Annotated in this window: 17 protein-coding genes; 3 read left to right on the forward strand and 14 right to left on the reverse strand. The window is 62.5% G+C overall.

The features are described from left to right. Nucleotides 1–26: 26 nt before the first annotated feature. The 9 genes from bamA to rpsB form a co-directional block, all read right to left on the reverse strand. Complete coding sequence (gene bamA, locus DNK06_RS15325) at nucleotides 27–2,387, reverse strand: outer membrane protein assembly factor BamA (RefSeq protein ID WP_131180852.1); 2,361 nt, start codon at nucleotides 2,385–2,387, stop codon at nucleotides 27–29. A 73-nt stretch (nucleotides 2,388–2,460) separates the two neighbouring features. Beyond that, nucleotides 2,461–3,813: an RIP metalloprotease RseP gene (rseP, locus tag DNK06_RS15330; protein ID WP_131180853.1), complete on the reverse strand. Its 1,353-nt coding sequence runs from the start codon at nucleotides 3,811–3,813 to the stop codon at nucleotides 2,461–2,463. After that, complete coding sequence (gene ispC, locus DNK06_RS15335; RefSeq protein WP_131180854.1) at nucleotides 3,810–5,003, reverse strand: 1-deoxy-D-xylulose-5-phosphate reductoisomerase; 1,194 nt, start codon at nucleotides 5,001–5,003, stop codon at nucleotides 3,810–3,812. Before ispC ends, rseP begins: the two co-directional genes overlap by 4 nt. Further along, complete coding sequence (locus DNK06_RS15340; RefSeq protein WP_131180855.1) at nucleotides 5,000–5,815, reverse strand: phosphatidate cytidylyltransferase; 816 nt, start codon at nucleotides 5,813–5,815, stop codon at nucleotides 5,000–5,002. Before DNK06_RS15340 ends, ispC begins: the two co-directional genes overlap by 4 nt. Next, on the reverse strand, nucleotides 5,815–6,579 hold the full coding sequence (uppS, locus tag DNK06_RS15345) for a polyprenyl diphosphate synthase (protein WP_131180856.1): 765 nt from the start codon (nucleotides 6,577–6,579) through the stop codon (nucleotides 5,815–5,817). Before uppS ends, DNK06_RS15340 begins: the two co-directional genes overlap by 1 nt. 16 nt (nucleotides 6,580–6,595) lie before the next feature. Beyond that, the gene (gene frr, locus DNK06_RS15350) at nucleotides 6,596–7,153 is read right to left on the reverse strand and encodes a ribosome recycling factor (RefSeq protein ID WP_131180857.1); all 558 of its coding nucleotides are present in this window, start codon (nucleotides 7,151–7,153) and stop codon (nucleotides 6,596–6,598) included. Next, entirely contained in the window at nucleotides 7,153–7,893 is a 741-nt protein-coding gene (pyrH, locus tag DNK06_RS15355; RefSeq protein ID WP_131180858.1) for a UMP kinase, read from the reverse strand. Before pyrH ends, frr begins: the two co-directional genes overlap by 1 nt. 187 nt (nucleotides 7,894–8,080) lie before the next feature. Next, the gene (gene tsf / locus DNK06_RS15360; RefSeq protein ID WP_131180859.1) at nucleotides 8,081–8,944 is read right to left on the reverse strand and encodes a translation elongation factor Ts; all 864 of its coding nucleotides are present in this window, start codon (nucleotides 8,942–8,944) and stop codon (nucleotides 8,081–8,083) included. Between the two features lie 128 nt (nucleotides 8,945–9,072). Beyond that, on the reverse strand, nucleotides 9,073–9,816 hold the full coding sequence (gene rpsB, locus DNK06_RS15365) for a 30S ribosomal protein S2 (protein WP_131180860.1): 744 nt from the start codon (nucleotides 9,814–9,816) through the stop codon (nucleotides 9,073–9,075). Nucleotides 9,817–10,118: 302 nt separating this feature from the next. Here rpsB and map point away from each other — a divergent pair, with 302 nt between their 5' ends. Both map and DNK06_RS15375 read left to right on the forward strand, forming a co-directional pair. After that, a complete protein-coding gene (gene map, locus DNK06_RS15370) occupies nucleotides 10,119–10,919 on the forward strand; it encodes a type I methionyl aminopeptidase (protein ID WP_131180861.1) in 801 nt (266 codons plus the stop codon). A gap of 34 nt (nucleotides 10,920–10,953) precedes the next feature. Beyond that, a complete protein-coding gene (locus tag DNK06_RS15375) occupies nucleotides 10,954–13,650 on the forward strand; it encodes a [protein-PII] uridylyltransferase (RefSeq protein ID WP_131180862.1) in 2,697 nt (898 codons plus the stop codon). 51 nt (nucleotides 13,651–13,701) lie between these two features. Here DNK06_RS15375 and DNK06_RS15380 read toward each other — a convergent pair whose 3' ends face one another. Then, nucleotides 13,702–15,594: a methyl-accepting chemotaxis protein gene (locus DNK06_RS15380; protein WP_131180863.1), complete on the reverse strand. Its 1,893-nt coding sequence runs from the start codon at nucleotides 15,592–15,594 to the stop codon at nucleotides 13,702–13,704. A 202-nt stretch (nucleotides 15,595–15,796) separates the two neighbouring features. On the opposite strand from DNK06_RS15380, the gene dapC reads away from it, so the two are divergent. After that, the gene (dapC, locus tag DNK06_RS15385; protein WP_131180864.1) at nucleotides 15,797–16,993 is read left to right on the forward strand and encodes a succinyldiaminopimelate transaminase; all 1,197 of its coding nucleotides are present in this window, start codon (nucleotides 15,797–15,799) and stop codon (nucleotides 16,991–16,993) included. 31 nt (nucleotides 16,994–17,024) lie between these two features. Here dapC and DNK06_RS15390 read toward each other — a convergent pair whose 3' ends face one another. The 4 genes from DNK06_RS15390 to fhuB all read right to left on the reverse strand — a co-directional run bounded on the left by DNK06_RS15390 (nucleotide 17,025) and on the right by fhuB (nucleotide 24,268). Beyond that, complete coding sequence (locus tag DNK06_RS15390; protein WP_131180865.1) at nucleotides 17,025–18,674, reverse strand: acyl-CoA dehydrogenase family protein; 1,650 nt, start codon at nucleotides 18,672–18,674, stop codon at nucleotides 17,025–17,027. 159 nt (nucleotides 18,675–18,833) lie between these two features. Then, a complete protein-coding gene (locus DNK06_RS15395) occupies nucleotides 18,834–21,239 on the reverse strand; it encodes a hybrid sensor histidine kinase/response regulator (RefSeq protein ID WP_131180866.1) in 2,406 nt (801 codons plus the stop codon). Between the two features lie 153 nt (nucleotides 21,240–21,392). After that, nucleotides 21,393–22,256 (reverse strand): iron-siderophore ABC transporter substrate-binding protein, encoded by an 864-nt coding sequence (locus tag DNK06_RS15400; protein WP_131180867.1) that lies wholly within the window; start codon nucleotides 22,254–22,256, stop codon nucleotides 21,393–21,395. After that, nucleotides 22,253–24,268: a Fe(3+)-hydroxamate ABC transporter permease FhuB gene (fhuB, locus tag DNK06_RS15405; RefSeq protein WP_131180868.1), complete on the reverse strand. Its 2,016-nt coding sequence runs from the start codon at nucleotides 24,266–24,268 to the stop codon at nucleotides 22,253–22,255. The genes DNK06_RS15400 and fhuB overlap by 4 nt, the downstream gene beginning before the upstream one ends.

Here is a 24,268-nt window from a genome sequence, read left to right on the forward strand (position 1 = left end):
TGTCTTCGTGATTCATGAGCAGACGCTTAGAACGTCTGGCCGAGGGAGAACTGGAATACCTGAGTATCGGCGTCGTCCGGTTTCTTCACCGGCATCGCCAGGCTGAAGCTCAACGGACCGAGGGCCGTGATCCAGGTGACCCCCACGCCAACCGAGCTGGCCAGATTGCCGAAATCGATGTCGCAGCTATCGCCACGTCGCTTCTGGTTGGAATTGCAGTCGGTATCGAACACATTACCCACATCCCAGAACAGAGCGGTACGCAGCGAACGTTGATCCTTGACGAACGGCAACGGGAACAACAACTCGGCACCACCCTGGATCAGTACGTTACCACCGAACGGCAGCGGATCCTGATCCGGGTCGCGGATAGTGCCTGGCTTGGTACCGTCACTTGGAGTACTGCGCGGGCCAAGGCTGCTGTCTTCAAAACCGCGCACCGAGTTGAAACCACCGGCATAGTAGTTCTCGTAGAACGGCAACTTATTGGTGGAGCCGAAGGCCCCGCCATAACCCAACTGCGTATGGAAACGCATGGTGTAGGTATCGGTTAGCGGCTTGAACACCTGGCCACGGTAGTCGAGTTTGTAGAACGACAGGTCGCTGCCCGGCACGGTGGTCTCGAACACCAGACTCTGCGAATGACCGCGGTTGGCCAGCACGCCACGGTTGAGGGTCGACTCCGACCAGCCGACGGAGGCCTTGAAGTTCAGGTACTTCTCGCCTTCCTGCTCGGTGAAGTCGAAGATCTCGTCGACGGTGTAGCGACCGGTGTTGATTTCATCCTGCTGCACGGTCAGGCCGTAGCTCAGGCGAGAGGTCTCGCTGATCGGATAACCGATATTGATACCGGCACCCAGGCTGTCGACCGAGTAGCTGGATACATCGACATCGAGCTCATCGTAGTCGGTGGTGCGGTAGAAGGCGTTATAGCCCAGACTCACACCGTCCTCGGTCCAGTAGGGGTCGGTGAAACTGAAGTTATAGCGGGTCTGGTATTCACTCCGGGTCAGGCCAAGGCTGACGCGGTTACCACTACCCAGGAAGTTGTTCTGAGTGATCGAACCACCCAGGATCAGACCGGCGTTCTGCGCAAAACCGACGCTGGCGGTGATAGAACCGGAAGCCTGCTCCTCGACGCTGTAGTTGACGTCGATCTGGTCATCGGTACCCGGTACTTGCGGGGTCTCGACGTTGACTTCCTTGAAGAAGCCCAGACGCTCCAGACGCACCTTGGACTGGTCGATCAGGTAGGTCGAAGCCCAGCCGCCTTCCATCTGGCGCATTTCGCGGCGCAGCACTTCGTCTTCGGTCTTGGTGTTGCCACGGAAGTTGATGCGATTGACGTAGGCACGCTTGCCCGGATCGACGACGAAAGTGATCGATACCGAGTTGTCATCATCATGCGGCTCGGGCACGCCGTTGACGTTGGCGAAGGTGTAACCCTCGTTACCCAGGCGGCGGGTGATCAGCTCGCTGGTGGTGGTCATGACCTTGCGCGAGAACACCTGGCCTTCCTTGACCAGCAGCAGGGCACGGACTTCTTCTTCCGGCACCTTGAGATCGCCGGAAAGCTTCACGTCGCGGACGGTGTACTTCTCGCCTTCATCGATGTTGACGGTGATGTAGACGTGCTTCTTGTCCGGCGTGATGGACACCTGAGTGGAGGTGATGTCCATGTTGATGTAGCCGCGATCCAGGTAGTAGGAACGCAGTCGCTCCAGGTCACCGGAGAGTTTTTCACGGGCGTACTTGTCATCGTTGCGGAAGAACGACAGCCAGTTGGTGGTCTTCAGCTCGAACAGATCGTTGAGATCCTCATCGGAGAAGACATTGTTGCCCACCACGTTGATGTGCTGGATGGCCGCGACGGTGCCTTCGTTGATATTGATCTTCAGCGCGACACGGTTACGCGGCTGCGGGATCACTTCGGCATCGATCTCGGCAGAATATCGCCCCTGGGCCACATACTGGCGCTGCAGTTCGTTACGTACGCCTTCGAGGGTGGCACGTTGGAAAATTTCGCCTTCGGACAGACCGGACTGGTTCAGCCCCTTGAGCAGGTCATCGCTGCTGATGGCCTTGTTGCCTTCGATCTCGATACTGGAAATCGACGGACGCTCGACCACGGTGATGACCAGCACGTTGCCATCGCGACCCAGCTGGATGTCCTGGAAGAAACCGGTTTTGAACAGTTCGCGGGTCGCTTCGACCAGCGTGCGGTCGTCGGCCGACTCGCCCACATTCAATGGCAGCGCGCCGAACAGGCTGCCCGCGGAGACGCGTTGCAGGCCGTTTACGCGAATATCGGAGATGGTGAAGGACTCGGCGTGAACTTCGGCGATCATCAATGCGGCAAGAACCGCAGGTAGCAGCAGACGTTTCATGAAGTCCTTTCTTATTCCAACTAACGATAAGAAATCAGTCGTTCGAGACGAAAGATATGTAATTCAGCAGAGGTCACAGGCGCCCCAGGTCATTGACCAGAGCCAGCAGCATCACCCCGATCACCAGGCTGATGCCAATCTGCATCCCCCAACCCTGCACCCGTTCGGAGAGCGGACGACCCCGTACCCACTCGACCAGGTAATAAAGCAGATGCCCGCCATCCAGAACCGGAATAGGCAGCAAATTGAGAACGCCCAGACTGATACTCAGGTAGGCGAGGAAATTCAAGAAGTCCCCGAGGCCTGACTCGGCCGAAGCGCCCGCCACTTTAGCAATGGTTATCGGCCCGCTCAAGTTTTTTACCGAGAGCTCGCCGAACAGCATTTTCTTCAGTGAATCGAGGGTCAGAACACTCATTGTCCAGGTACGTGACGCCCCTTCGCCGATGGCCTCCAGCGGGCCGTAGCTGACCTCGCGAAGCATTTCCGCCGGCCATTGGGCAGCAGCGACACCGGCGCCCAGATAACCACTGGCCGCCCCACCCTCACCGCGAGAAGCCAGAGTGACGGGCACGTCCAGACGCTGCCCATCGCGCTCCAGCGAAATCGATACCGATTGCCCCGGCAACCCACGAACACGATCGACCAGATCCTGCCAGTCGACCAGAGGCTGTTCATCGAGCGCTAGCAGGCGGTCGCCCACACGCAGGCCGGCAGCTTGCGCAGGCCCCTGCGGATCGAACTCGGCCAGCACCGGTTCAAGGCTCGGGCGCCACGGACGAATGCCCAGCGAAGCGATCGGATCCGGCTCATTGGCGCCGCGCAGCCAGTTATCCAGATCGATGCGATGCAGCGTGTCAGCGCCGCCATCCGTATGACGCGTGGCAATTTCCAGCTCGCCGCTTTCGCCGAGACGGCGCACCAGTTGCAGATTCACCGCCGACCAGCCAGAAGTCGCCTTGCCATTGACCGACACGATCTCTTCGCCGACCTGTAGACCGGCGACCTGGGCCAGGCTGCCAGCCTCGACCGCGCCGATGACCGGGCGCACCTGCTGGCTGCCGAGCATGGCGACCAGCCAGAAGAATACCAGCGCCAGCGCGAAGTTGGCCGCCGGACCTGCCGCCACGATGGCGATGCGCTGCCCGACGGTCTTGCGATTGAACGACTGCTCGGCCAGCGCCGGCGGCACGTCGCCTTCGCGCTCATCGAGCATCTTCACGTAGCCACCGAGCGGGATCGCGGCGATCACGAACTCCGTACCCTGGCGATCATGCCAGCGCACCAGCGGCGTACCGAAGCCCACCGAAAAACGCAGCACCTTGACGCCACAGCGTCGGGCAACCCAGAAATGACCGTACTCATGAAAAGTCACCAGCACCCCGAGCGCAATCAGGGTGCCAACGATCATATACAGCGCGCTCATGCCACCTCTCCACGATTCAACCACTGCCCAGCCAATTCCCGCGCACGGCGGTCGGCCTCGAGCACAGCGTCGAGGCACTCCACCGCAACAGCCGGCTCGGCTTCAAGAACGCCGTCAATGATACGCGCGATATCGGTAAAGCGAATCCGCCGTTCGAGAAATGCCGCCACCGCTACTTCATTCGCCGCATTGAGCATGGCTGGCGCACTGCCGCCCGCCTCTGCCGCCTGCCGCGCCAGGCGCAGGCAAGGGAAGCGGGTATCGTCGGGGGCTTGAAAGTCCAGCCGTGCCACCGCGAGCAGATCCAGCGGCGCAACGCCGGAATCGATGCGCTGCGGCCAGGCCAGGGCGTGGGCGATGGGCGTACGCATGTCGGGGTTGCCCAACTGTGCGAGCACCGAACCATCGACGTAATCGACCAGAGAATGAATGACGCTCTGCGGATGGATCACCACCTCGACCTGCCTGGGGCGCGCGTCGAACAGCCAGCAGGCCTCGATCAGCTCCAGCCCTTTATTCATCATGCTGGCCGAGTCGACGGAAATCTTGCGCCCCATCGACCAATTGGGATGAGCACAGGCCTGCTCGGGCGTGACCGCATGCAACGCTTCGGCCGAGGTTTCCCGGAACGGCCCGCCAGATGCAGTCAGCAGAATACGCCGCACGCCGACCGGCTGCAGGCCACGAGCGTAATCCTGAGGGAGGCACTGGAAAATCGCGTTGTGCTCGCTGTCGATAGGCAACAGCACAGCGCCGCTCTGACGCACCGCACGCATGAACAGCGCGCCCGACATCACCAGCGCTTCCTTGTTGGCCAGCAAGACCTTCTTGCCTGCCTCCACCGCAGCCAGGGTCGGCTTGAGCCCCGCCGCACCCACGATGGCCGCCATCACGGCGTCTACCTCGGCATGCGCGGAGACCTCACACAATCCTGCTTCGCCAAACAGCACGCGAGTATCGAGGCCAGCAAGGCGCAGACGAGCCTGCAGGTCGTTCGCCGCCTGCGCATCCGCAACGACGGCGAAACCTGGACGATGAATCAGGCATAGCGCCTCCAGCTCAGCCACGCGGCTGAACGCGGTCAGAGCAAACACCTGATACCGCGAGGGATGCCGAGCAATGACGTCGAGCGTACTGAGACCGATGGAACCCGTCGCACCAAGAACGCTAATGAGTTGCACCTGAGTCACAGCGTGCCCCAGCCGGCGAGCAACAGCAGTACGGCAAATACCGGCACGGCCGCCGTCAGGCTGTCGATACGATCGAGTACGCCGCCATGCCCAGGCAACAGGTTACTGCTGTCCTTGATGCCGGACTGGCGCTTGAACATGCTCTCGGTTAGATCACCGACTACTGAAATCAGCACCACCAATGCAGCCGCCGGCAGCGCCAGCAAGAACGTAGCAAACGACCAGTCGCGGTAGACACCGACCACGACGGTCAGCAGCAAACTGAGCAACAAACCACCGATCAAACCTTCCCAGCTCTTGCCAGGGCTGACCTGCGGAGCCAGCTTGCGCTTGCCGAAACGCTTACCGGAGAAATAGGCCCCGATATCCGCCACCCAGACCAACGCCATGACCGCCAGAATCAGCCAATTGGCCAGTTGCCACTGCTTCAGCACCACCAGACCTTGCCAAGCCGGCAAGAGAATCAACAGGCCAATCAGCAAGCGGCCAGGCGGGCCACCCCAGTAACGGCTGCTGTGCGGATAATTGAGCACCAGAAAGGTCGCGAACGCCCACCACAGCACACCCACAGCCAATACCCAGGGCGCCAGCGTCGGCAAACCGTGCAACAGGTACAACAGCAGCGCCACCAGCGCCGCGTAGGCGATACGCAGCGGCTGAGTGGCGAAACCGGCCAGGCGCGCCCATTCCCAGGCACCGAGCACCACCACCGCGGCGATGAACAGCGCAAATGCGCCACCTTCGAGCAGGAAGAACCCCGCCAGGGCGATCGGCAACAGGATCAGCGCCGTAATGATTCGTTGCTTGAGCATCAGGCGCGGGCCTCGGCTTCGACTTGTTCACTGGTTTTGCCAAAGCGTCGCTGACGCTTGGCGAAATCCGCCAGCGCTGCGCGCATGGCGTCGTGTTTGAAGTCCGGCCATAGCAGGTCGGAGAAGTACAGCTCACTATAGGCCATCTGCCAGAGCAGGAAATTGCTGACTCGGTGCTCACCACCCGTGCGGATGCACAGATCGGGCAACGGCAACTCGCCCGTGACCAGACAGCTTTGCAGCAGGCCCGGGGTGATGTCTTCAGGTTGCAGATGCCCGCCCTGAACTTCCCGCGCAAGGCGCTGGGCAGCCTGGGCGATATCCCATTGACCACCGTAGTTCGCGGCGATTTGCAGGATGAAGCGTTTTTCGCCAGCGGCGCCCGACGTCTTGGCCTCGGCCTCTCGCATGGCGGCCTGCAGCTCAGGATGAAAGCGCGAACGATCACCGATGATGCGCAGGCTGATACCGTTCTCGTCGAGCTTGCGGGTTTCCCGCCGCAAGGCACTGAGGAACAACTCCATCAGAGCCCCGACCTCTTCGGCAGGCCGCTGCCAGTTCTCACTGGAGAACGCGAACAGAGTCAACACCTCGACCCCGGATTCAGCGCACACCTCGATCACCGCACGCACCGCATCGACGCCCGCCTTGTGCCCGGCCACACCGGGCAGCAGGCGCTTGCGCGCCCAGCGGTTATTACCATCCATAATGATCGCCACATGCCGTGGAACGGCCATCACGGCACCGACTTTGGAATTGTCCATGGCGACTTCCTGGCCGTCAGACGGCCATCAGATCCGCTTCTTTCTGCTTGACGGCAACTTCGATCTCGCCCACAAACTTGTCGGTCAGCTTCTGGATGTCGTCAGCAGCGCGACGCTCTTCGTCTTCGCTGATTTCCTTTTCCTTGACCAGATCCTTGAGCTGGCTCAGGGCATCACGACGGATATTGCGCACGGCCACACGGCCGTCTTCCGCAGCGTCACGCGCCTGCTTGGTGAAGCCCTTGCGGGTTTCTTCGGTCAGCGCCGGCATGGAAATCAGCAGCAGTTCGCCGAGGTTGGTCGGATTGAAGCCCAGACCGGAGCTCTGAATCGCTTTGTCCACGGCAGACAGCATGCTGCGCTCGAACGCCACGACCTGCAGGGTACGCGAGTCTTTTACGGTTACGCTGGCAACCTGATTCAAAGGCGTATCAACGCCGTAGTAAGGCACCATCACCCCACCGAGGATGCTCGGGTGAGCCTGACCGGTACGGATGCGGCTGAATGCGTGGGCAAGCGATTCCAGGCTCTTCTGCATGCGCACCTGAGCGTCTTTCTTGATTTCGTTGATCATTACTTACTTTCCTCGACCAAAGTACCTTCGGCGCCACCCACCACGACATTGAGCAGGGCACCCGGCTTGTTCATATTGAAAACACGCAGCGGCATGCTGTGGTCACGGCACAGGCAGATGGCCGTCAGATCCATCACGCCCAACTTGCGATCCAATACCTCGTCATAGGTGAGGCGATCGAATTTTTCCGCATGCGGATCCTTGAATGGATCGGCAGTGTACACACCATCCACCTTGGTTGCCTTCAGCACCACATCGGCGTCGATCTCGATTGCCCGCAGGCAGGCGGCCGAGTCGGTGGTGAAGAAAGGGTTGCCAGTGCCAGCGGCGAAAATCACCACCTCACCGGTTTTCAGGTGGCGCATGGCCTTGCGACGATCATAGTGATCGGTGACCCCGACCATCGAGATGGCCGACATGACCAGCGCGGGAATATTCGAGCGCTCCAGGGCGTCGCGCATGGCCAGGGCATTCATCACCGTGGCCAGCATACCCATATGATCACCGGTGACCCGATCCATGCCGGCGGCGCTCAGCGCTGCGCCGCGGAACAGGTTGCCGCCACCGATCACCAGGCCGACCTGTACGCCGATACCGACCAACTGGCCGACTTCCAGCGCCATGCGATCCAGTACCTTGGGATCGATGCCGAAATCTTCCGACCCCATCAGGGCCTCGCCGCTGAGTTTGAGCAGAATGCGCTTGTAGCGCGGTTGACGACCACTCACCTGCTGAGCCATTACCAGTCTCTCCTGCGGCGTAAGAAAGCGTGCGAACCCTGTGGCTCGCCCATATCGAGCGCTTCGACAGCGCTCACGACCGTTGGTGCCCTAGGCACCAACCGCCGCCTTGAAAAAAATCCCATTTGTAAAAGAGGCCGCGCGCGTGAGCGGGCAGCCTCTTCTGGGGCGCTAGCTGAGGTGCCTGTTACTGCTTGCTGGCAGCAACCTGGGCAGCGACTTCGGCAGCGAAGTCGGTCTCGGCCTTCTCGATGCCCTCGCCCACTTCGTAACGTACGAAGGAAACGATTTCAGCACCGGCTTTCTTCACCAGCTCACCAACCTTGACTTCCGGATCCATGATGAAGGCTTGCTCAACCAGGCTGGCTTCGGCCAGGAACTTGTTGATGCGGCCCTTGATCATGTTCTCGACGATGTTTTCCGGCTTGCCAGCGATTTTCTCGGCATTCAGCTGCAGGAAGATTTCTTTTTCCTTGGCAACCAGCTCTTCGGAGACCTGATCCGGCGAAACAACGGCCGGGTTGGAAGCAGCAACGTGCATGGCAACGTGCTTGGCCAGCTCGTCGTTACCGCCTTTCAGGACAACCAGAACACCGATACGGTGGCCGTGCAGGTAAGCACCAACGGTTTCGCCGGCGACTGCGGTCAAACGACGGATGTTGACGTTCTCGCCGCACTTGGCAACCAGGGCCTCACGCGCGGATTCGCGGGAAGCGATCAGCGGAGCGACTTCGGTCAGGTTCTGAGTGAAGGCTTCATCCAGGCTTTCTTTCACGAAGCCCTTGAAGTCGTCCTGCAGAGCCAGGAAGTCGGTCTGCGAGTTGACTTCGATGATCAGGCCACGGCCACCTTCGACGCGAGCGGCGATAGCGCCTTCAGCGGCGATGTTGCCCGCTTTCTTGGCGGCCTTGATGGCACCCGAGGCGCGCATGTCGTCGATGGCTTTCTCGATGTCGCCACCGGCGGCAACCAGGGCCTTCTTGCATTCCATCATGCCTTGGCCAGTACGCTCGCGCAGTTCTTTAACCAGGGCTGCAGTGATCTCTGCCATTTTGAAAATCCTCTTGGTAGGTCTTCAACCATCGCCCGTCATACGGGCGATCAAATCTGTGAGTGGCAAAAAGGGGGCCTAGCCCCCTTTTTGCGCAGCGCATAACACTAGGTGCTCTGCGTTACCGCTCAGCCTTCGGCAGCTTCGGCAGCCGGCGCTTCTTCGACGAACGCTTCGGTAGCGCCGCCAACGTTGCTGCGACCACGGATCACGGCGTCGGCCATGGCACCCATGTACAGCTGGATGGCGCGGATGGCGTCGTCGTTACCCGGGATGATGTAGTCAACGCCTTCTGGGCTGCTGTTGGTATCGACAACGCCGATGACCGGGATGCCCAGCTTGTTGGCTTCGGTGATCGCGATGCGCTCGTGATCAACGTCGATGACGAACAGTGCGTCCGGCAGGCCGCCCATGTCCTTGATACCACCCAGGCTGCGATCCAGTTTTTCCAGATCACGGGTGCGCATCAGCGCTTCTTTCTTGGTCAGCTTGGTGAAGGTGCCGTCCTGGGACTGCACTTCCAGATCACGCAGACGCTTGATCGAGGCACGGATGGTCTTGTAGTTGGTGAGCATGCCGCCCAACCAGCGGTGATCGACGAACGGCGAGTTGCAACGAGCAGCTTCTTCGCGAACGATCTTGCCAGCGGAACGCTTGGTGCCGACGAACAGGATCTTGTTCTTGCCAGCAGCCAGCTTTTCAACGAACGACAGCGCGTCGTTGAACATCGGCAGGGTCTTTTCAAGGTTGATGATGTGAATCTTGTTACGCGCACCGAAAATGTACTTGCCCATTTTCGGGTTCCAGTAACGGGTCTGGTGACCGAAGTGCACACCGGCCTTCAGCATATCGCGCATATTGACTTGGGACATGATAGTTCCTTGATAAGTCGGGTTAGGCCTCCACGCGTCCCAATTTCCAACCCTTGCGGGCACCCAGGAAATCGTGTCGACACGTGTGTGGGGTTAAGCTTTCGGGGGGCTGCCCCGTAAAGCGGCGCGTTTTATACCACAAGTAGCAGTCATAAGCTACAAGCGGCAAGCCACAAGCCGTATGGCTGGCGACCTGAGCAGGCGAGTCAAACTCAAGATAGGCGCCCTGCTCTTAACTTGCGGCTTGCAGCTTGTGGCTTGCGGCTTAAAATGGCGCACTTTACAGAGATACCGAGATCACCATGACCGTCACCCTCAAGACGCCCGATGAAATCGAGAAAATGCGCATCGCCGGCCGCCTGGCCGCCGAAGTGCTGGAGATGATCGCCGAGCATGTCAAACCAGGCGTCACCACGGACGAGCTGAACACCCTCTGCCATGACCACATCGTCAACGTGCAGAAGGCCATTCCCGCGCCGCTCAATTACGGCGCCGCACCGGGCCGCCCTGGTTTCCCCAAATCCATATGCACCTCGCTCAACCATGTGGTGTGCCACGGCATTCCCAACGACAAGCCGCTCAAGGAAGGTGATGTGATGAACATCGACGTCACCGTGATCAAGGACGGCTACTACGGCGACACCAGTCGCATGTTCCACGTCGGCAAGGTTCCGGAGTGGGCCGAGCGCCTGTCGCGCATCACCCAGGAATGCCTGTACAAGGGCATCGAAGTGGTACGTCCGGGTGCCCGCCTGGGCGACATCGGTGAAGTGATCCAGAAGCATGCCGAGAAGCATGGTTTCTCGGTGGTACGCGAGTTCTGCGGTCACGGCATCGGTTCGGTGTTTCACGAAGACCCGCAGGTGCTGCATTACGGCCGTGCCGGTACCGGAATGGAACTCAAGGAAGGCATGACCTTCACCATCGAGCCGATGATCAACCAGGGCCGCGCGGAAACCCGCGTACTGGGTGACGGCTGGACCGCGATCACCAAGGATCGCAAGCTGTCCGCGCAGTGGGAGCACACCCTGCTGGTCACCGCCGACGGTTACGAGATTTTCACCCTGCGTGGCGATGACACCATCGCGCGGGTTTCCGCCTGATCTCGAACCTCGCCTATAGAAGGAAGGCCGCTACATGCCGCAGGTAGACTCCGAGTTGTTCGATCGCGGCCAGTTCCAGGCGGAACTGGCGCTCAAGTCCAGCCCCATCGGCGCCTTCAAGAAAGCCATTCGTCGCGCCCACGAAGTGCTCGATGCGCGCTTTCGTAGCGGCCGCGACATGCGCCGTCTGGTCGAAGATCGTGCCTGGTTCACCGACCAGATCCTGCTGGAAGCCTGGAATCGTTTTTCCTGGAGCGAGGATGCCGAAATCGCCCTGCTGGCGGTGGGCGGTTATGGCCGTGGCGAACTGCACCCCTATTCGGACATCGACCTGCTGGTTCTGCTCGGCAGCGACGATCAGGAAACCTTCCGCGAAGCGATCGAAGGCTTCCTCACCCTGCTCTGGGACATCGGCCTGGAAGTCGGCCAGAGCGTGCGTTCGGTCGCCGAATGCGCCGAAGAGGCTCGCGCCGACCTGACGGTCATCACCAACCTGATGGAAAGCCGTACCATTGCCGGCCCCGAACATCTGCGTGGGCGCATGCAGGAAGTGACCGCCAGCGCGCACATGTGGCCGAGCCAGGAATTCTTCCTGGCCAAGCGCCAGGAACAGAAAAGCCGGCACGCCAAGTACAACGACACCGAGTACAACCTGGAGCCTAACGTCAAGGGCTCGCCTGGCGGGCTGCGCGACATCCAGACCATTCTCTGGGTCGCACGCCGCCACTTCGGCACCCTCAACCTGCATGCGATGGTTGGCCAGGGTTTTCTGCTGGAAAGCGAATACACCCTGCTGGCCTCCTCCCAGGAGTTTCTCTGGAAGGTGCGCTACGCCCTGCACATGCTGGCCGGGCGCGCCGAAGACCGGCTGCTGTTCGACCACCAGAGCAAGGTGGCCGAGCTGCTCGGCTACAACGAAGGCGACACCAAGCGCACCATCGAGCGCTTCATGCAGAAGTACTACCGCGTGGTGATGGGCATCGCCGAGCTGAGCGACCTGATCAACCAGCACTTCGAGGAAGAGATCCTGCGTGCCGGTGACAGTGGCCCGGCGACGCCGCTGAACAGCCGTTTCCAGGTTCGCGACGGCTACATCGAGGTGACCCACCCGAACGTGTTCAAGCGCACGCCGTTCGCCATCATCGAGATCTTCGTGCTGATGGCCCAGCACCCGGATCTGAAGGGCGTATGCGCCGACACCATCCGCCTGCTGCGCGATCACCGTCACCTGATCGACGACGATTTCCGCAAGGACATTCGCAACACCAGCCTGTTCATCGAGCTGTTCAAGTGCGAACAGGGCATCCACCGCAACCTGCGCCGCATGAACCGCTACGGCATCCTCGGTCGCTACCTGCCGGAGTTCGGCCATATCGTCGGGCAGATGCAGCACGACCTGTTCCACATCTACACGGTCGATGCCCACACGCTCAACCTGATCAAGCACCTGCGCAAGTTCAAGTGGCCGGAGCTGGCGGAGAAGTTCCCCCTGGCCAGCAAACTGATCGACAAGCTGCCAAAGCCCGAGCTGATCTACCTGGCCGGTCTCTATCACGATATCGGCAAGGGCCGTGGCGGTGACCACTCCGAGCTCGGCGCCATCGATGCCGAAGCCTTCGGCCAGCGCCATCATCTGCCGGCCTGGGACACCGGGCTGATCGTCTGGCTGGTACAGAACCACCTGGCGATGTCGACCACGGCCCAGCGCAAGGATCTGTCCGACCCGCAGGTGATCCACGACTTCGCCGCGTTCGTCGGCGACCAGACCCACCTGGACTATCTCTACGTGCTCACCGTGGCCGACATCAACGCCACCAACCCGAGCCTGTGGAATTCCTGGCGCGCCAGCCTGATGCGCCAGCTCTACACGGAAACCAAGCGGGCCCTGCTCCGCGGCCTGGAAAACCCGGTGGAGCGCGAAGAGCAGATTCGCCTGACCCAGAGCGCGGCGCTGGATACCCTGGTACGCAGCGGCACCGACTCCGATGAAGTCGAGCAGCTATGGGCGCAGCTAGGCGATGACTACTTCCTGCGCCATACCGCCGGCGATGTGGCCTGGCACACCGATGCGATCCTTCAGCACCCGGACGACGGCGGCCCGCTGGTACTGATCAAGGAAACCACCCAGCGCGAGTACGAGGGCGGCACGCAGATTTTCATCTACGCGCCGGATCAGCACGATTTCTTCGCCGTGACGGTGGCTGCCATGACGCAGCTCAACCTGAACATTCACGATGCGCGGATTCTCACTTCGACCAGCCAGTTCACCCTCGACACCTACATCGTGCTGGAGGTAGAAGGTGGCTCCATCGGCGATAACCCGCAACGCATCGAGCAAATCCGCCAGAGCCTGGTCGATACGCTGAAACACCCTGACGAGTACCCCAACATCATCCAGCGCCGGGTACCACGCCAGCTCAAGCACTTCTCCTTCGCGCCGCAGGTAACCATCCATAACGATGCGCAGCGACCGGTGACCGTATTGGAACTGACGGCGCCGGATCGCCCCGGCCTGCTGGCCAAGATCGGGCGGATCTTCCTCGACTTCGACCTGTCGCTGCAGAACGCCAAGATCGCCACCCTGGGCGAACGGGTGGAGGACGTATTCTTCGTCACCGATGCCAACAACCAGCCGCTGTCCGACCCGGAGCTGTGCGCACGCCTGCAGCAGACCATCATCACCAAGCTGTCGGCGACGAGTAGCCCAAGTCCGCTGCAAATCAGCATCTAAACGGTCAACAGCGCGGGCCTCGCAACGAGGCACGCGCCCGCTTCAGCTCCCTCAGATTCTGAAACTGTCCACCAGTTGCTTGAGCCGACCGACCTGCTGATCCAGTTCGGTACAGGCGCTGAGGCTGGACTGCAGGTTGCGCACGCCGTCCTGGTTCAGGGTGTTGATCTCGGTGATGTCCATGTTCAGGCTCTCGATCACCGAGGTCTGCTCCTCGGTGGCGGTGGCCACGGACTGGTTCATGCCGTCGATCTCGCCGATGCGGCGGGTCACGCCACGCAGGTTCTCGCCGGCCTGCCCGCCGATGCGCACGCTGTCGTCGCTGAACCGTCGGCTTTCGCCCATGGTCGCTACGGCGTCGCGAGCACCGGCCTGCAACTGCTCGATCATCTGCTGGATTTCCTGCGCCGAGCTCTGCGTGCGTTGCGCCAGGTTGCGCACTTCATCCGCGACCACGGCGAAGCCACGCCCCGCCTCTCCGGCACGGGCCGCTTCGATGGCGGCGTTGAGCGCCAGCAGGTTGGTCTGCTCGGAAATGCCCTTGATCACATCGAGAATCTGGCCAATGTCGTTGCTCTTCTGGCTGAGCACCTCGATATGGCTGCCGGAGGCCTGAATCTTGTCCGACAGATCGCCCATGGAGCCCAGCGTGCGCTCGACCATGCTCTGCCCTTCTTCGGCATCGCGGCGGGCATCGCTGGCCTGCACCGACGCATCGGCGGCGTTGCGGGCGATTTCCTGGGCGGCAGCGCCAAGCTGGTTGATCGCCGCGGCAACGCTGTCGGTACGCGCGGCCTGTTCGTTGGAGTTACCCATGGAGGCGTTGGACGCCTCGACCACGGTACTCACGCGGGCGTGAACTTCACGGGTCGCCGAGGCCACTTCGCGGATCGATTCGTGGATACGCTCGACGAAGCGGTTGAAGGCACCCGCCAACTCGCCGAACTCATCGCCGGAATCGATTTTCAGACGCTGGGTCAGATCGCCTTCTCCCTCGGCGATGCCCCCCATGGCGTGGCTCATCACGTGCAGTGGGCGCAGCAGGATGCGGATCAGCGCCCCGAGCAACAGCAGGATCGCGATAACGCCGATGATCGTGGACATCAGCGCCGAGATGCGGAATTCACGCAGGGCAGCGAACGCCTTGCCTTCGTCGACGGACAGGCCGACATACCAATGCACGCCGGCCAGCCCCTGCACCGGCAGGAAAGTGACGATACGCGCACTGCCATCGACGGCCGAGACGCCCTGCAAACCGGACTCCAGACGCGGCGCACCACTGGGGAACAGATCCGGCAGTTTCTTGAGCACCAGGCTCTTGTCCGGGTGCACCAGCACCGTGCCCTTGTCGTCGACCAGGAAGGCATAGCCCATACCGCCCAGATCGAAGGAGTTGAGGATGTCGTCGACCGTCTGCAACTTGAGGTCGCCGCCCACCACGCCCTGCAGGCTACCGCCGGCATTGACGGGACGGGTGATGGTGATCAGCAGGCCATCACGTGGATCGGCCGCCAGGTAGGGCTCGGTCAGACCCGGCCCGCTGCTGCCCGCCGCGCTCTTGTACCAGGGCCGCTGACGCGGATCATAACCGGCGGGTAATTCGCTAGGAGGAAACTGGGTATAGGTGCCATCGGCCTGACCGAAGTAGGCGTACAGAAAGGCGGAGGCGATGCTGCGGTGCTGCAGGTTTCTGGCCAGCGGATCGGGCGCGCTGTCGTCCTGAACCGATTCGGCGAGATTGTCCAGCAACTGCATGCGCCCATTGAGCCAATGCTGGATGTTGCCGGTGGATACCTGACCGACGTCGTGGAGATAGTGCGCCAGGTTGTCGCGAATCGAGGTGCGTTGCAGGTAGTCGTTGTACAACGCGAACGACGCAAAAGCTGCAATGACCACCAGGGACGCAGCCAGCATGATCTTGTGGCTGAACTTGAGGGTGCGCATAGAGGGGTCTCGCTAAAGAATGACTGATAACGGGTTGCAGTCAGGCTATCGGCTCGAAGCAGCCAGCCTTTAGAACCGTGCATCAGCATGGCGCCCCAAAATGACGCCTATCGGACGGGCGAAAGGGAATTTTCCTGAAGCCGCCCCGCGTGCTAGTGTCGGCAGCTTTGTCGCCGCCCTACAAAGGACACGTCGGATCATCATGAACCACGCCCTCGCCCAGTTGCAGCCCTACCCGTTCGAGAAACTCCGCGCCCTGCTCGCCGGTGTACAGCCCGCAGCCGACCGCTCGCCCATCGCCCTGTCCATCGGCGAGCCCAAACACCGCTCGCCGGCGTTCGTCGCCCAGGCGCTGACCGACAACCTCGAACAACTGGCGGTCTACCCGACCACGCTGGGCATCCCGGCGCTGCGCGAAGCCATCGCCCACTGGTGCGAACGCCGCTTCAAGGTACCGACCGGCTGGCTCGATGCGGCACGGCATGTGCTGCCGGTGAACGGCACCCGCGAGGCGCTGTTCGCCTTCACCCAGACCGTCGCCCAGCGTGACGTCGACGGCCTGGTGGTCAGCCCCAATCCCTTCTATCAGATCTACGAAGGCGCAGCCCTGCTCGCCGGCACCCGGCCACATTACCTGCCGTGCCTGGTCGAACATGGCTTCAACCCGGATTTCGACGCCGTAGCGCCAGAAGTATGGCAGCGCTGCCAGATACTCTTCCTCTGTTCGCCGGGCAACCCGACTGGCGCGCTGATTCCGCTGGAAACGCTGAAAAAGCTGATCGCCCTGGCGGATCAGTACGACTTCGTCATTGCCGCCGACGAGTGCTACAGCGAACTGTACTTCGACGAACAGAATCCGCCAGCCGGCCTGCTGACCGCTTGCGCCGAACTGGGCCGCAACGATTTCAAACGTTGCGTGGTGTTCCACAGCCTGTCCAAGCGCTCGAATCTGCCGGGCCTGCGTTCGGGGTTCGTGGCGGGCGACGCGGAAATCCTCAAGGCCTTCCTGCTGTACCGCACCTACCATGGTTGCGCCATGCCGGTACAAACCCAGCTGGCCAGCATCGCTGCCTGGCAGGACGAGGATCATGTGCGCGCCAACCGCGATCTGTACCGCGAGAAGTTCGATGCCGTACTGGAAATCCTGCAGGACGTACTCGATGTGCAACGTCCGGATGGCGGCTTCTATCTATGGGCCAGGACGTCGGGCGACGATGCCGAGTTCACCCGCGCGCTGTTCGCCCAGGAACATGTCACCGTGGTGCCGGGCTCCTATCTGTCGCGGGAAGTGGATGGTTTCAATCCAGGCAGCGGCCGTGTGCGCATGGCCCTGGTCGCACCGCTGGAGGAGTGCGTGGAGGCCGCACGGCGTATCCGCCGGTTCATCCAGCGCGGCTGACGCCAAGGACGCAGGCTGGCGGCACGCGGCCTCAGCCGAGTGCCGGCATGCTCCTGGCCAGCAGCGCCGCGACATCGACGCCCCGCGGCAAGCCACCGTATACCCTGCCTCGGCCGGCAATGCGGCTGGCGATGAAGGCATCGGCGACCACCTCGTTACCCGCCTCGAGGAGCAGGCCGGCCTGCAGGGCCAGAGCGATATCTTCGGTGATCTGCCGGGCGCGATAATGGATATCGTCGCTGTCACGCAGATCCCTCTGCAGGCCGGCGATGTGCGCCTTGAGACGGGCGTCGCCGTGGCCGTCGCCTAGCTGCATCAACAGCGCATCGAGCATCCCCGCCTCCTTCGACAAGGCGCGCAGCACATCCAGGCACTGCACGTTGCCCGAGCCTTCCCAGGTCGAGTTGACCGGCGCCTCGCGATACAGCCGCGGCAGGATGCTGTCCTCCACGTAGCCGGCACCGCCCAGGCATTCCGCCGCCTCGTTGATCATTGCCGGTGCGCGCTTGCATATCCAATACTTGCCCACGGCGGTGACCAGGCGGGCGAAGGCTCGCTCGTGCGGGTCATCCGGCCGATCCAGGGCGCGCCCCATACGCAGGGTCAGCGCCAGCGCCGCCTCGCTTTCCAGGGCCAGATCGGCCAGCACGTTCTGCATCAGCGGCAGGTCGCTCAGCGCTCGTCCGCCGACCTGCCGCTGCGCGCAATGGTGCAGGGCCTGGCTGAGGGCCTGGCGCATCAGCGCACTGGAACCGATCATGCAGTCGAAGCGGGTCATGGCGACCATTTCGATGATGGTCGGCACGCCGCGCCCTTCCTCGCCGATCATCCACGCCAGGGCACCCCGGTACTCCACCTCGGCGGAAGCGTTGGAGCGGTTGCCCAGTTTGTCCTTCAGGCGCTGGATGTAGAACGGGTTGCGGGTACCATCCGGCCGGTGGCGCGGTAGCAAAAAGCAACTGAGGCCCTTGTCGGTATAGGCCAGGGTGAGAAAGGCATCGCACATCGGCGCCGAGCAGAACCACTTGTGCCCGACCAGCTCATAGGCGCCGCCCGGCCCAGTTGCACCCAACGCATGGGCTCGCGTGGTGTTGGCCCGCACGTCGCTGCCCCCCTGCTTCTCGGTCATGGCCATGCCAATGGTGGCGCCGGCCTTCTGTTCGAAGGGCAGGTTGCGCGGGTCGTATTCGCAGGAAAGGATCTTCGGTAGCCAGCGCTCGGCGATATCCGGCTGCATCCGCAGCGCCGGCACACTGGCGAAGGTCATGGTCAACGGGCATCCGCTGCCGGCTTCGGCCTGGCTGTGCAGGTAGCTCATGGCCGCACGCACCACCTGGGCACCGCGGCGCGGAGCGACCCAGGGCATGGAGGGAATGCCATGGGTGATCGCCGCCTCCATCAACCGATGGTAGGCCGGGTGGAACTCGACGACGTCGATGCGATGCCCGTAGCGATCATGGCTCTTGAACACGGGTTCGTTCTGGTTGGCAAGAAAGCCGGCGGTCATCAGTTCGCCGCCGGCCAGCGCACCATAGGCGTCCATCCGCGATACGCCCCAGGCACCGTCGAAGCGGCCTGTCCACTCCTGCAGGGGCAGGTCGATGCGGTACAGGTTACTGCCCTCCAGCGGCAACGGCTGGTTGAACACCTCATGGGTTTCGGCGTACTGGCTGGGCATCATGCTGCGTGCTCCTCGGCGCCGACGGCGCACGGGCGGAAGGTGAGCGAGCCACTCAGCGACCGAGCGCGGCGATCATTGAGTGGCACACTCCAGTGAAGCAGAATCCCACAGGCTCTTAAAGCCGGATTTGTGCCAATGCCGGCCGCGACCCGGCCATACTCAAGCTGTCCGGCACAGCACCCAGTCATGCAACAGTACCCGCAGCTCGTCGAACTTCACCGGCTTGGCCAGGTAGTCGCTCATCCCGGCGGCCAGGCAGCGCTCGCGGTCGCCGGACTGGCTGTGGGCCGTGATCGCCAGCACCGGCAGCTCGGCACAACCGGGCAACAGGCGCAGCGCTCGACAGGTGGCGAAACCATCCATCACCGGCATCTGGCAATCGAGCAGCAGCGCGTCGACTGACTCGCGCTGCAGGCACTCCAGGGCTTCGCTGCCATTGTCCGCAGTGCGTACCCGGTAACCGAGCTTGAGCAGCATGCCGCGGATCACCAGTTGGTTGATGGCATTGTCCTCGACCACCAGCACGGTGCATTGCTCCGGCACGCGCACGGGGCTGCCATTGGCGCGGCGCACCACCGGCTCGCTCGCGCCCTTCTGCACCGGCAAGGCCAGCGTCAGACTCAGGCGAAAGATGCTGCCGCCCGCGCCAGCACGATTGGGCTCATACGCCAGGCTACCGCCCAGCAGATCGACCAGTTGCCGGCAGATGCTCAGGCCGATGCCGAGACCGCCGTATTGTCGAGTCATCGAGTTGTCGAGCTGATGGAAGCGGAGGTACAGGTCAGCTTCGCGGGCATCCGCCAGACCGATGCCTGCATCGATCACCTCGAAGCTCAGCGGCAGGGCCTCGAGCGTCGGCTCACCACCGCGCACGCGCAGGCAAACCTTTCCAGCGGCAGTGAACTTGATGGCGTTATCCAGCAGGTAGCCCAGCCCTTGCGCCAGTTTTACCGCATCGCCTTCCACGGTATCGGGCAGGCGCTCGTCCAGATCGAGCGTGAAAGCCAGGCCCTTGTCTCGCGCACGGCCTTCGTAGTTGGCGCACACACCATCGAGCAGGCCGCGCAGGCTGAAGGTCTCTCGCCGCGGGTAGAGCCTGCCGGATTGCAGTTCGGTGAGCGCGAGGATGTCGTTGACCATCTGCATCATGTCCCGCGCCGAGCGCGTCGCGGTCTTCTGGTATTGCTCGACCTCCGGCTCCAGGCGCAGAGTCTGCATCAGCTCCAGGGAGCCGATGACGCCATTCATCGGCGTGCGCAGTTCGTGGGTCACGGTGGCCAGGAAGTCGTCCTTGAGGCGGTTGCTGTCGGCCAGTTCGTGGTTCAGCGCCTCCAGCTTGGCAGCGGCACTCTGCAGGATGCGTGCACGCTCCTCCTTCATCCCGTTGATACGGTCGGCCAGCGCCAGCGATAGCAACGCGACCTCGATCGCGCTGCCGATCTGACTGGCGTACATGGTCAGGAACACGTTGGGCAGGTAGCCGAGCACCATCAGCGTGTTGACCACGCCACCGATCAGAAAGGCCGCCCAGGCGATGATGAAGTAGCGCGCCACCCGCATGCCGCGCAGCCAGGCCAGCACGCCGGCGATGGACACCACCAGGGTGAACACCAGCGCCAGAACGGTGGCCAGGCGCAGCGATACGGCGTAGCTGACGGTCAACGCCAGCACCATCACCGCCGTGCCCCAGAGCATCAGCAGCAACAGGCAGCGGTCGACCCAGGGGCTATGCTCGCTGGTCTGCAGGAAACTGCGCGCGAACTGGCAACCGAACAACGCCGTGGCGCCGATCAGGAACGGCGTGGCAACGTTCGCCCACCAGGGGTTGTCGGGCCAGAAGAACTCGATACCGGCGCCGTTGACCGACACCTGATAGAGGCCGAACGAAGCGATATACAAGATGTAATAGAGGTAACTGGTATCGCGAACGCTGATGAAGATGAACAGGTTGTAGATCAGCATCACCAGCAACACGCCGTAGATGATGCCCAGCACGTAGATGCGCGCCGGCTGCTTTTCCAGGTAGGCGGTGGGCGACCAGAGGGTCAACGGCGCCTGGATCGACCCCTGGCTTTCAATACGCAGGTAAACCCGGCGCACCTGATCCGGCTCGAAATCGAGGGAGAACAGGTAATTGTTCTGGCGAATTTCCCGACTGGAGAACGGCAGCGCATCGCCGGTGCGTTGGGTCAGACGAAAGTGGCCATCGGAATCCGCCTCGTAGAGTTCCAGATGATCCAGCGGCGGATAGGCCAGTTCCAGCAGCCAGTGATGATGGAGGCCGTGGGCGATGGAATCCTGAGGCAGGTACTGCAGGTCGACCCGCAACCAGAAGGCCGAGCGTGAATAGCCCGCGTTCAATACCGGTTTGTCATGGGCGCGAAAGCTGCCTTGCAGGGCTCTGGAGGTGACGTCGTCAATGGTCTTGTCGCCCCGTACGTCCTCGAACACGGACATCAGCTGGCCAAGCGGCAAGGATCGGGTGTTCTCGTCGAACACGGCCGGCCCCGCAGCACTCGCCAATACCGGGCAAATCGCCAGAAGAATGATCAGGAAAAAACGCATGCAGCCCCGCAAATGGCCATACAGAGCAATATCGGAAGGCCCCACACCCTCACGATGACACTGACTTGCACGGCTCGAAATAGGAATGCCGGCAACTCTAGGGTCTGTCAGCCAGTCATCGCAAGCACTACGATAAGGAAACGTCGAGGCCGGTCATTGTGCCGGCAGGCGCAGTAGAGCCTCGGTGATCGCCTCGGCCAGGTATTCGATGGAAAACACTCCGCCATAAGTCCAGGTCGAACGCATGGCAGCGAAGCGCCCTTCGCGCACGAACGGCATGGCTTGCCAGAGCGGCGTGTTGAACAGTTGATCCTGCTGGGCGAAAGGCTCGATATGCAGGATCACGCCCTCGTCGATGCGCCCCAGGGTGGTCACCGGCGATTGCACGATGCCCCAGGGGCTGCGTGGCAGCGGATAGGCCGGCTGCAGGTGCAGCAACTGCATGGCGTGGTCGGCCATGGAGTTGGCGCCGTTGATGAACACTGCCGTGGGCGAGGAAAAGCGAATCACCGCGACCTTGGGCAAAGATCCGCGGAAATGCTCGACCAGGCGCCGGTGCAGCTCATCGACCCGTGCCTGCATCGCCGCCAACTCGCGCAGTGCCTGCTCCTCGCGACCGAAGCGCTGGGCCAGGGCCAGGTAGTTGTCGCGGGCGGCGAGGTAATTGTCGTGCTGCTGGCTGAAACTGCTGTAGGCGGCCACTGGCGCGATGCGCTCGAGTTTGCCGCGAATGTCTTCCAGCAGCGGTGGAATGACGATCAGCTCCGGCTTCAGTTGCGCCAGCAGCTCCAGGTTCGGCTCGGTACGTGAGCCAGCACTTGGCACCTCGTCCGGCAGGCGCGGGCGTACCACCCAGGTGCGGTAATCCCCGGCATCGGCCACGGCGATGGGGGTGATCTCCAGTTTCAGCAGATGCTCGGCCGCTTCCCAGCTCAGCGCCACCACCCGCGGCTGCGCCCCGGCAAAGCCCGCAACCAGGCATAACAGCAACGAGACAGCGCGCAACAGATCCTTCATGCCAGGCGCCTCTTGACCAACAGGTAAACGAAATAGCTGCCGCACACCACCGAAGCGACGATGCCGACCGGCAATTGCAGCGGGAAGATCAGCACGCGACCGAACCAGTCCGCCAGCAACATCAGCACACCGCCCAGAGCCGCCGCCAGCAATAACTGCGACACCACCCGGCGTGCCCCCAGAATCGCAGCCATGTGCGGCGCCAGCAAGCCAAGAAAGGCCACCGGCCCCATCAGGCTGGTAACCAGTGCACAGAGTAGCGACACCAGCACCAACAGTGCCAGGCGAGCCGTGCGCACATCCAGGCCGCGGCTCAGGGCCACGCCATCACCGATGGAGATCAGTGTGAGCGCGCGATGGCACAGCAGGCTGAGTACGCCCAGTAATAGCACGCCCATGGCCAACCACAAGGATTGCGCCGCCGAGACCCGGTAGGTCGAGCCGGCCAGCCAGCCGAGCAACGCGAAGGAATCGGCCGTTCCCTTGGCCAGGCCAAACTGCAACGCCGCGTTGAGCAGCGCAGTGAGGGAAATACCGACCAGCGCCATCAGCGCCGGCGAATACTGGTGGCGACGCCCCAGCAGCAACAGCACGGCGAGCACCGCGAGACTGCCGATAAAGGCGGCGATCGGCGCCGTGAATCCCAGCAGCGAGCCACCGAAAATCATCAGGGCCAGCATCACCGCCAGGGTCGCCCCCGCCGAGAGGCCGAGAATGTCCGGGCTGGCCAGCGGATTGCGCAGCAGGCGCTGCAACAGCACCCCGGCGATGGCCAGGCCACAGCCCGCCGCAGCGGCGGTAAGTACTCGCGGCCAACGTAACGCCCAGATCAGCGACGATGGCCACTCGAACTGCCAGCCCACGCTGCTGCGGCCCAGGCAGATGCTCAGCAGTACCACAGCAATAGTCAGCGCCAGCACCAGAAGCCCATGGCGGCGGCGCACCCGCTCCGGCCCTTCCGGCAACTCCAGACCGCGGGCGTCATCGGCGGACAACTGGCGGCGCGACAGCCATAACAACGCCGGCGCGCCGATCAGTGCCGCCGCCGCGCCGCTGGGTACCAGATCCGTCGTCCAGCGATTGGCCAGCAGTGCCAGGGCATCGGTGGCGAGCAGCAGCACGGCGCCGAGCAACACGCTGTAGAGCAACTCATCCCGGGAACGACGGGCGCCGAACAGCCGTGCCAGGTTGGGCGTCAACAGGCCGATAAAGCCGATCAGGCCCACCGCTGTGATCGATACGGCCGTCATCCAGATCGACACCATGAACAGCGCCAGCATCACCGGCCACAGGTTCAGGCCACGAGCCTGGGCACCGTCGCTGCCCAGTTGCAGCAGGGTCAGCGGGCGCGGCGCGAGGAAAATGACCAGCAGGCCGATCAACAGCTTGGGCCACAACCAGCCGACCCAATGCCAGTCGATCTGTGCAAGATCTCCAGCACCCCAGACGAACAGCCCACTGGTGTACTGGTTGTTGAGCAGTACCAGGCCCGCGGCCAAAGCACCGAGGAGCAGGTTCATGGCCATGCCCGCCAGTACCACCGGCAAGCCGGCGATGCCGTTGCGCCCGGCGATCACCAGCACCAGGCCGACCGACAGCAGCGCACCGGCCAGCGCCGCCCAGTGCCCGTGATTGGCGGCGAACGTCGGCACCAGCAAGGTCGCGCAGACCAGCCCAAGCCAGGCACCGGACGAAGCTCCGATGGTCATCGGCGAGACCAGGCGGTTCTGCGTCAGTTGCTGCAGCACGCTGCCCGATAGTCCCAGCGCCGCGCCGACCAGCAAGGCGATGACCAGCCGAGGCAGGGCCGACAGATTGAATTGCAGGGCATCGAAATCCTCCTGCACGGCACCGCCGAGTACCGCCCACTGCTGAGCCAGGGGTAGCGCGGTGCTCAGTTGCAGGTGCACAACCATCAGCACCAGCAGCAGGCCGAAGGTCAGGCCATAGCGCAGCACTTGCCCGCCGAACTCGCTGGCGACCGCGCCCTGACGCGCTTCGCTGAAACCCAT

It is taken from the genome of Phytopseudomonas daroniae (genome assembly GCF_004327285.1).
In the GTDB taxonomy this organism is placed as follows: Bacteria; Pseudomonadota; Gammaproteobacteria; order Pseudomonadales; family Pseudomonadaceae; genus Aquipseudomonas; species Aquipseudomonas daroniae.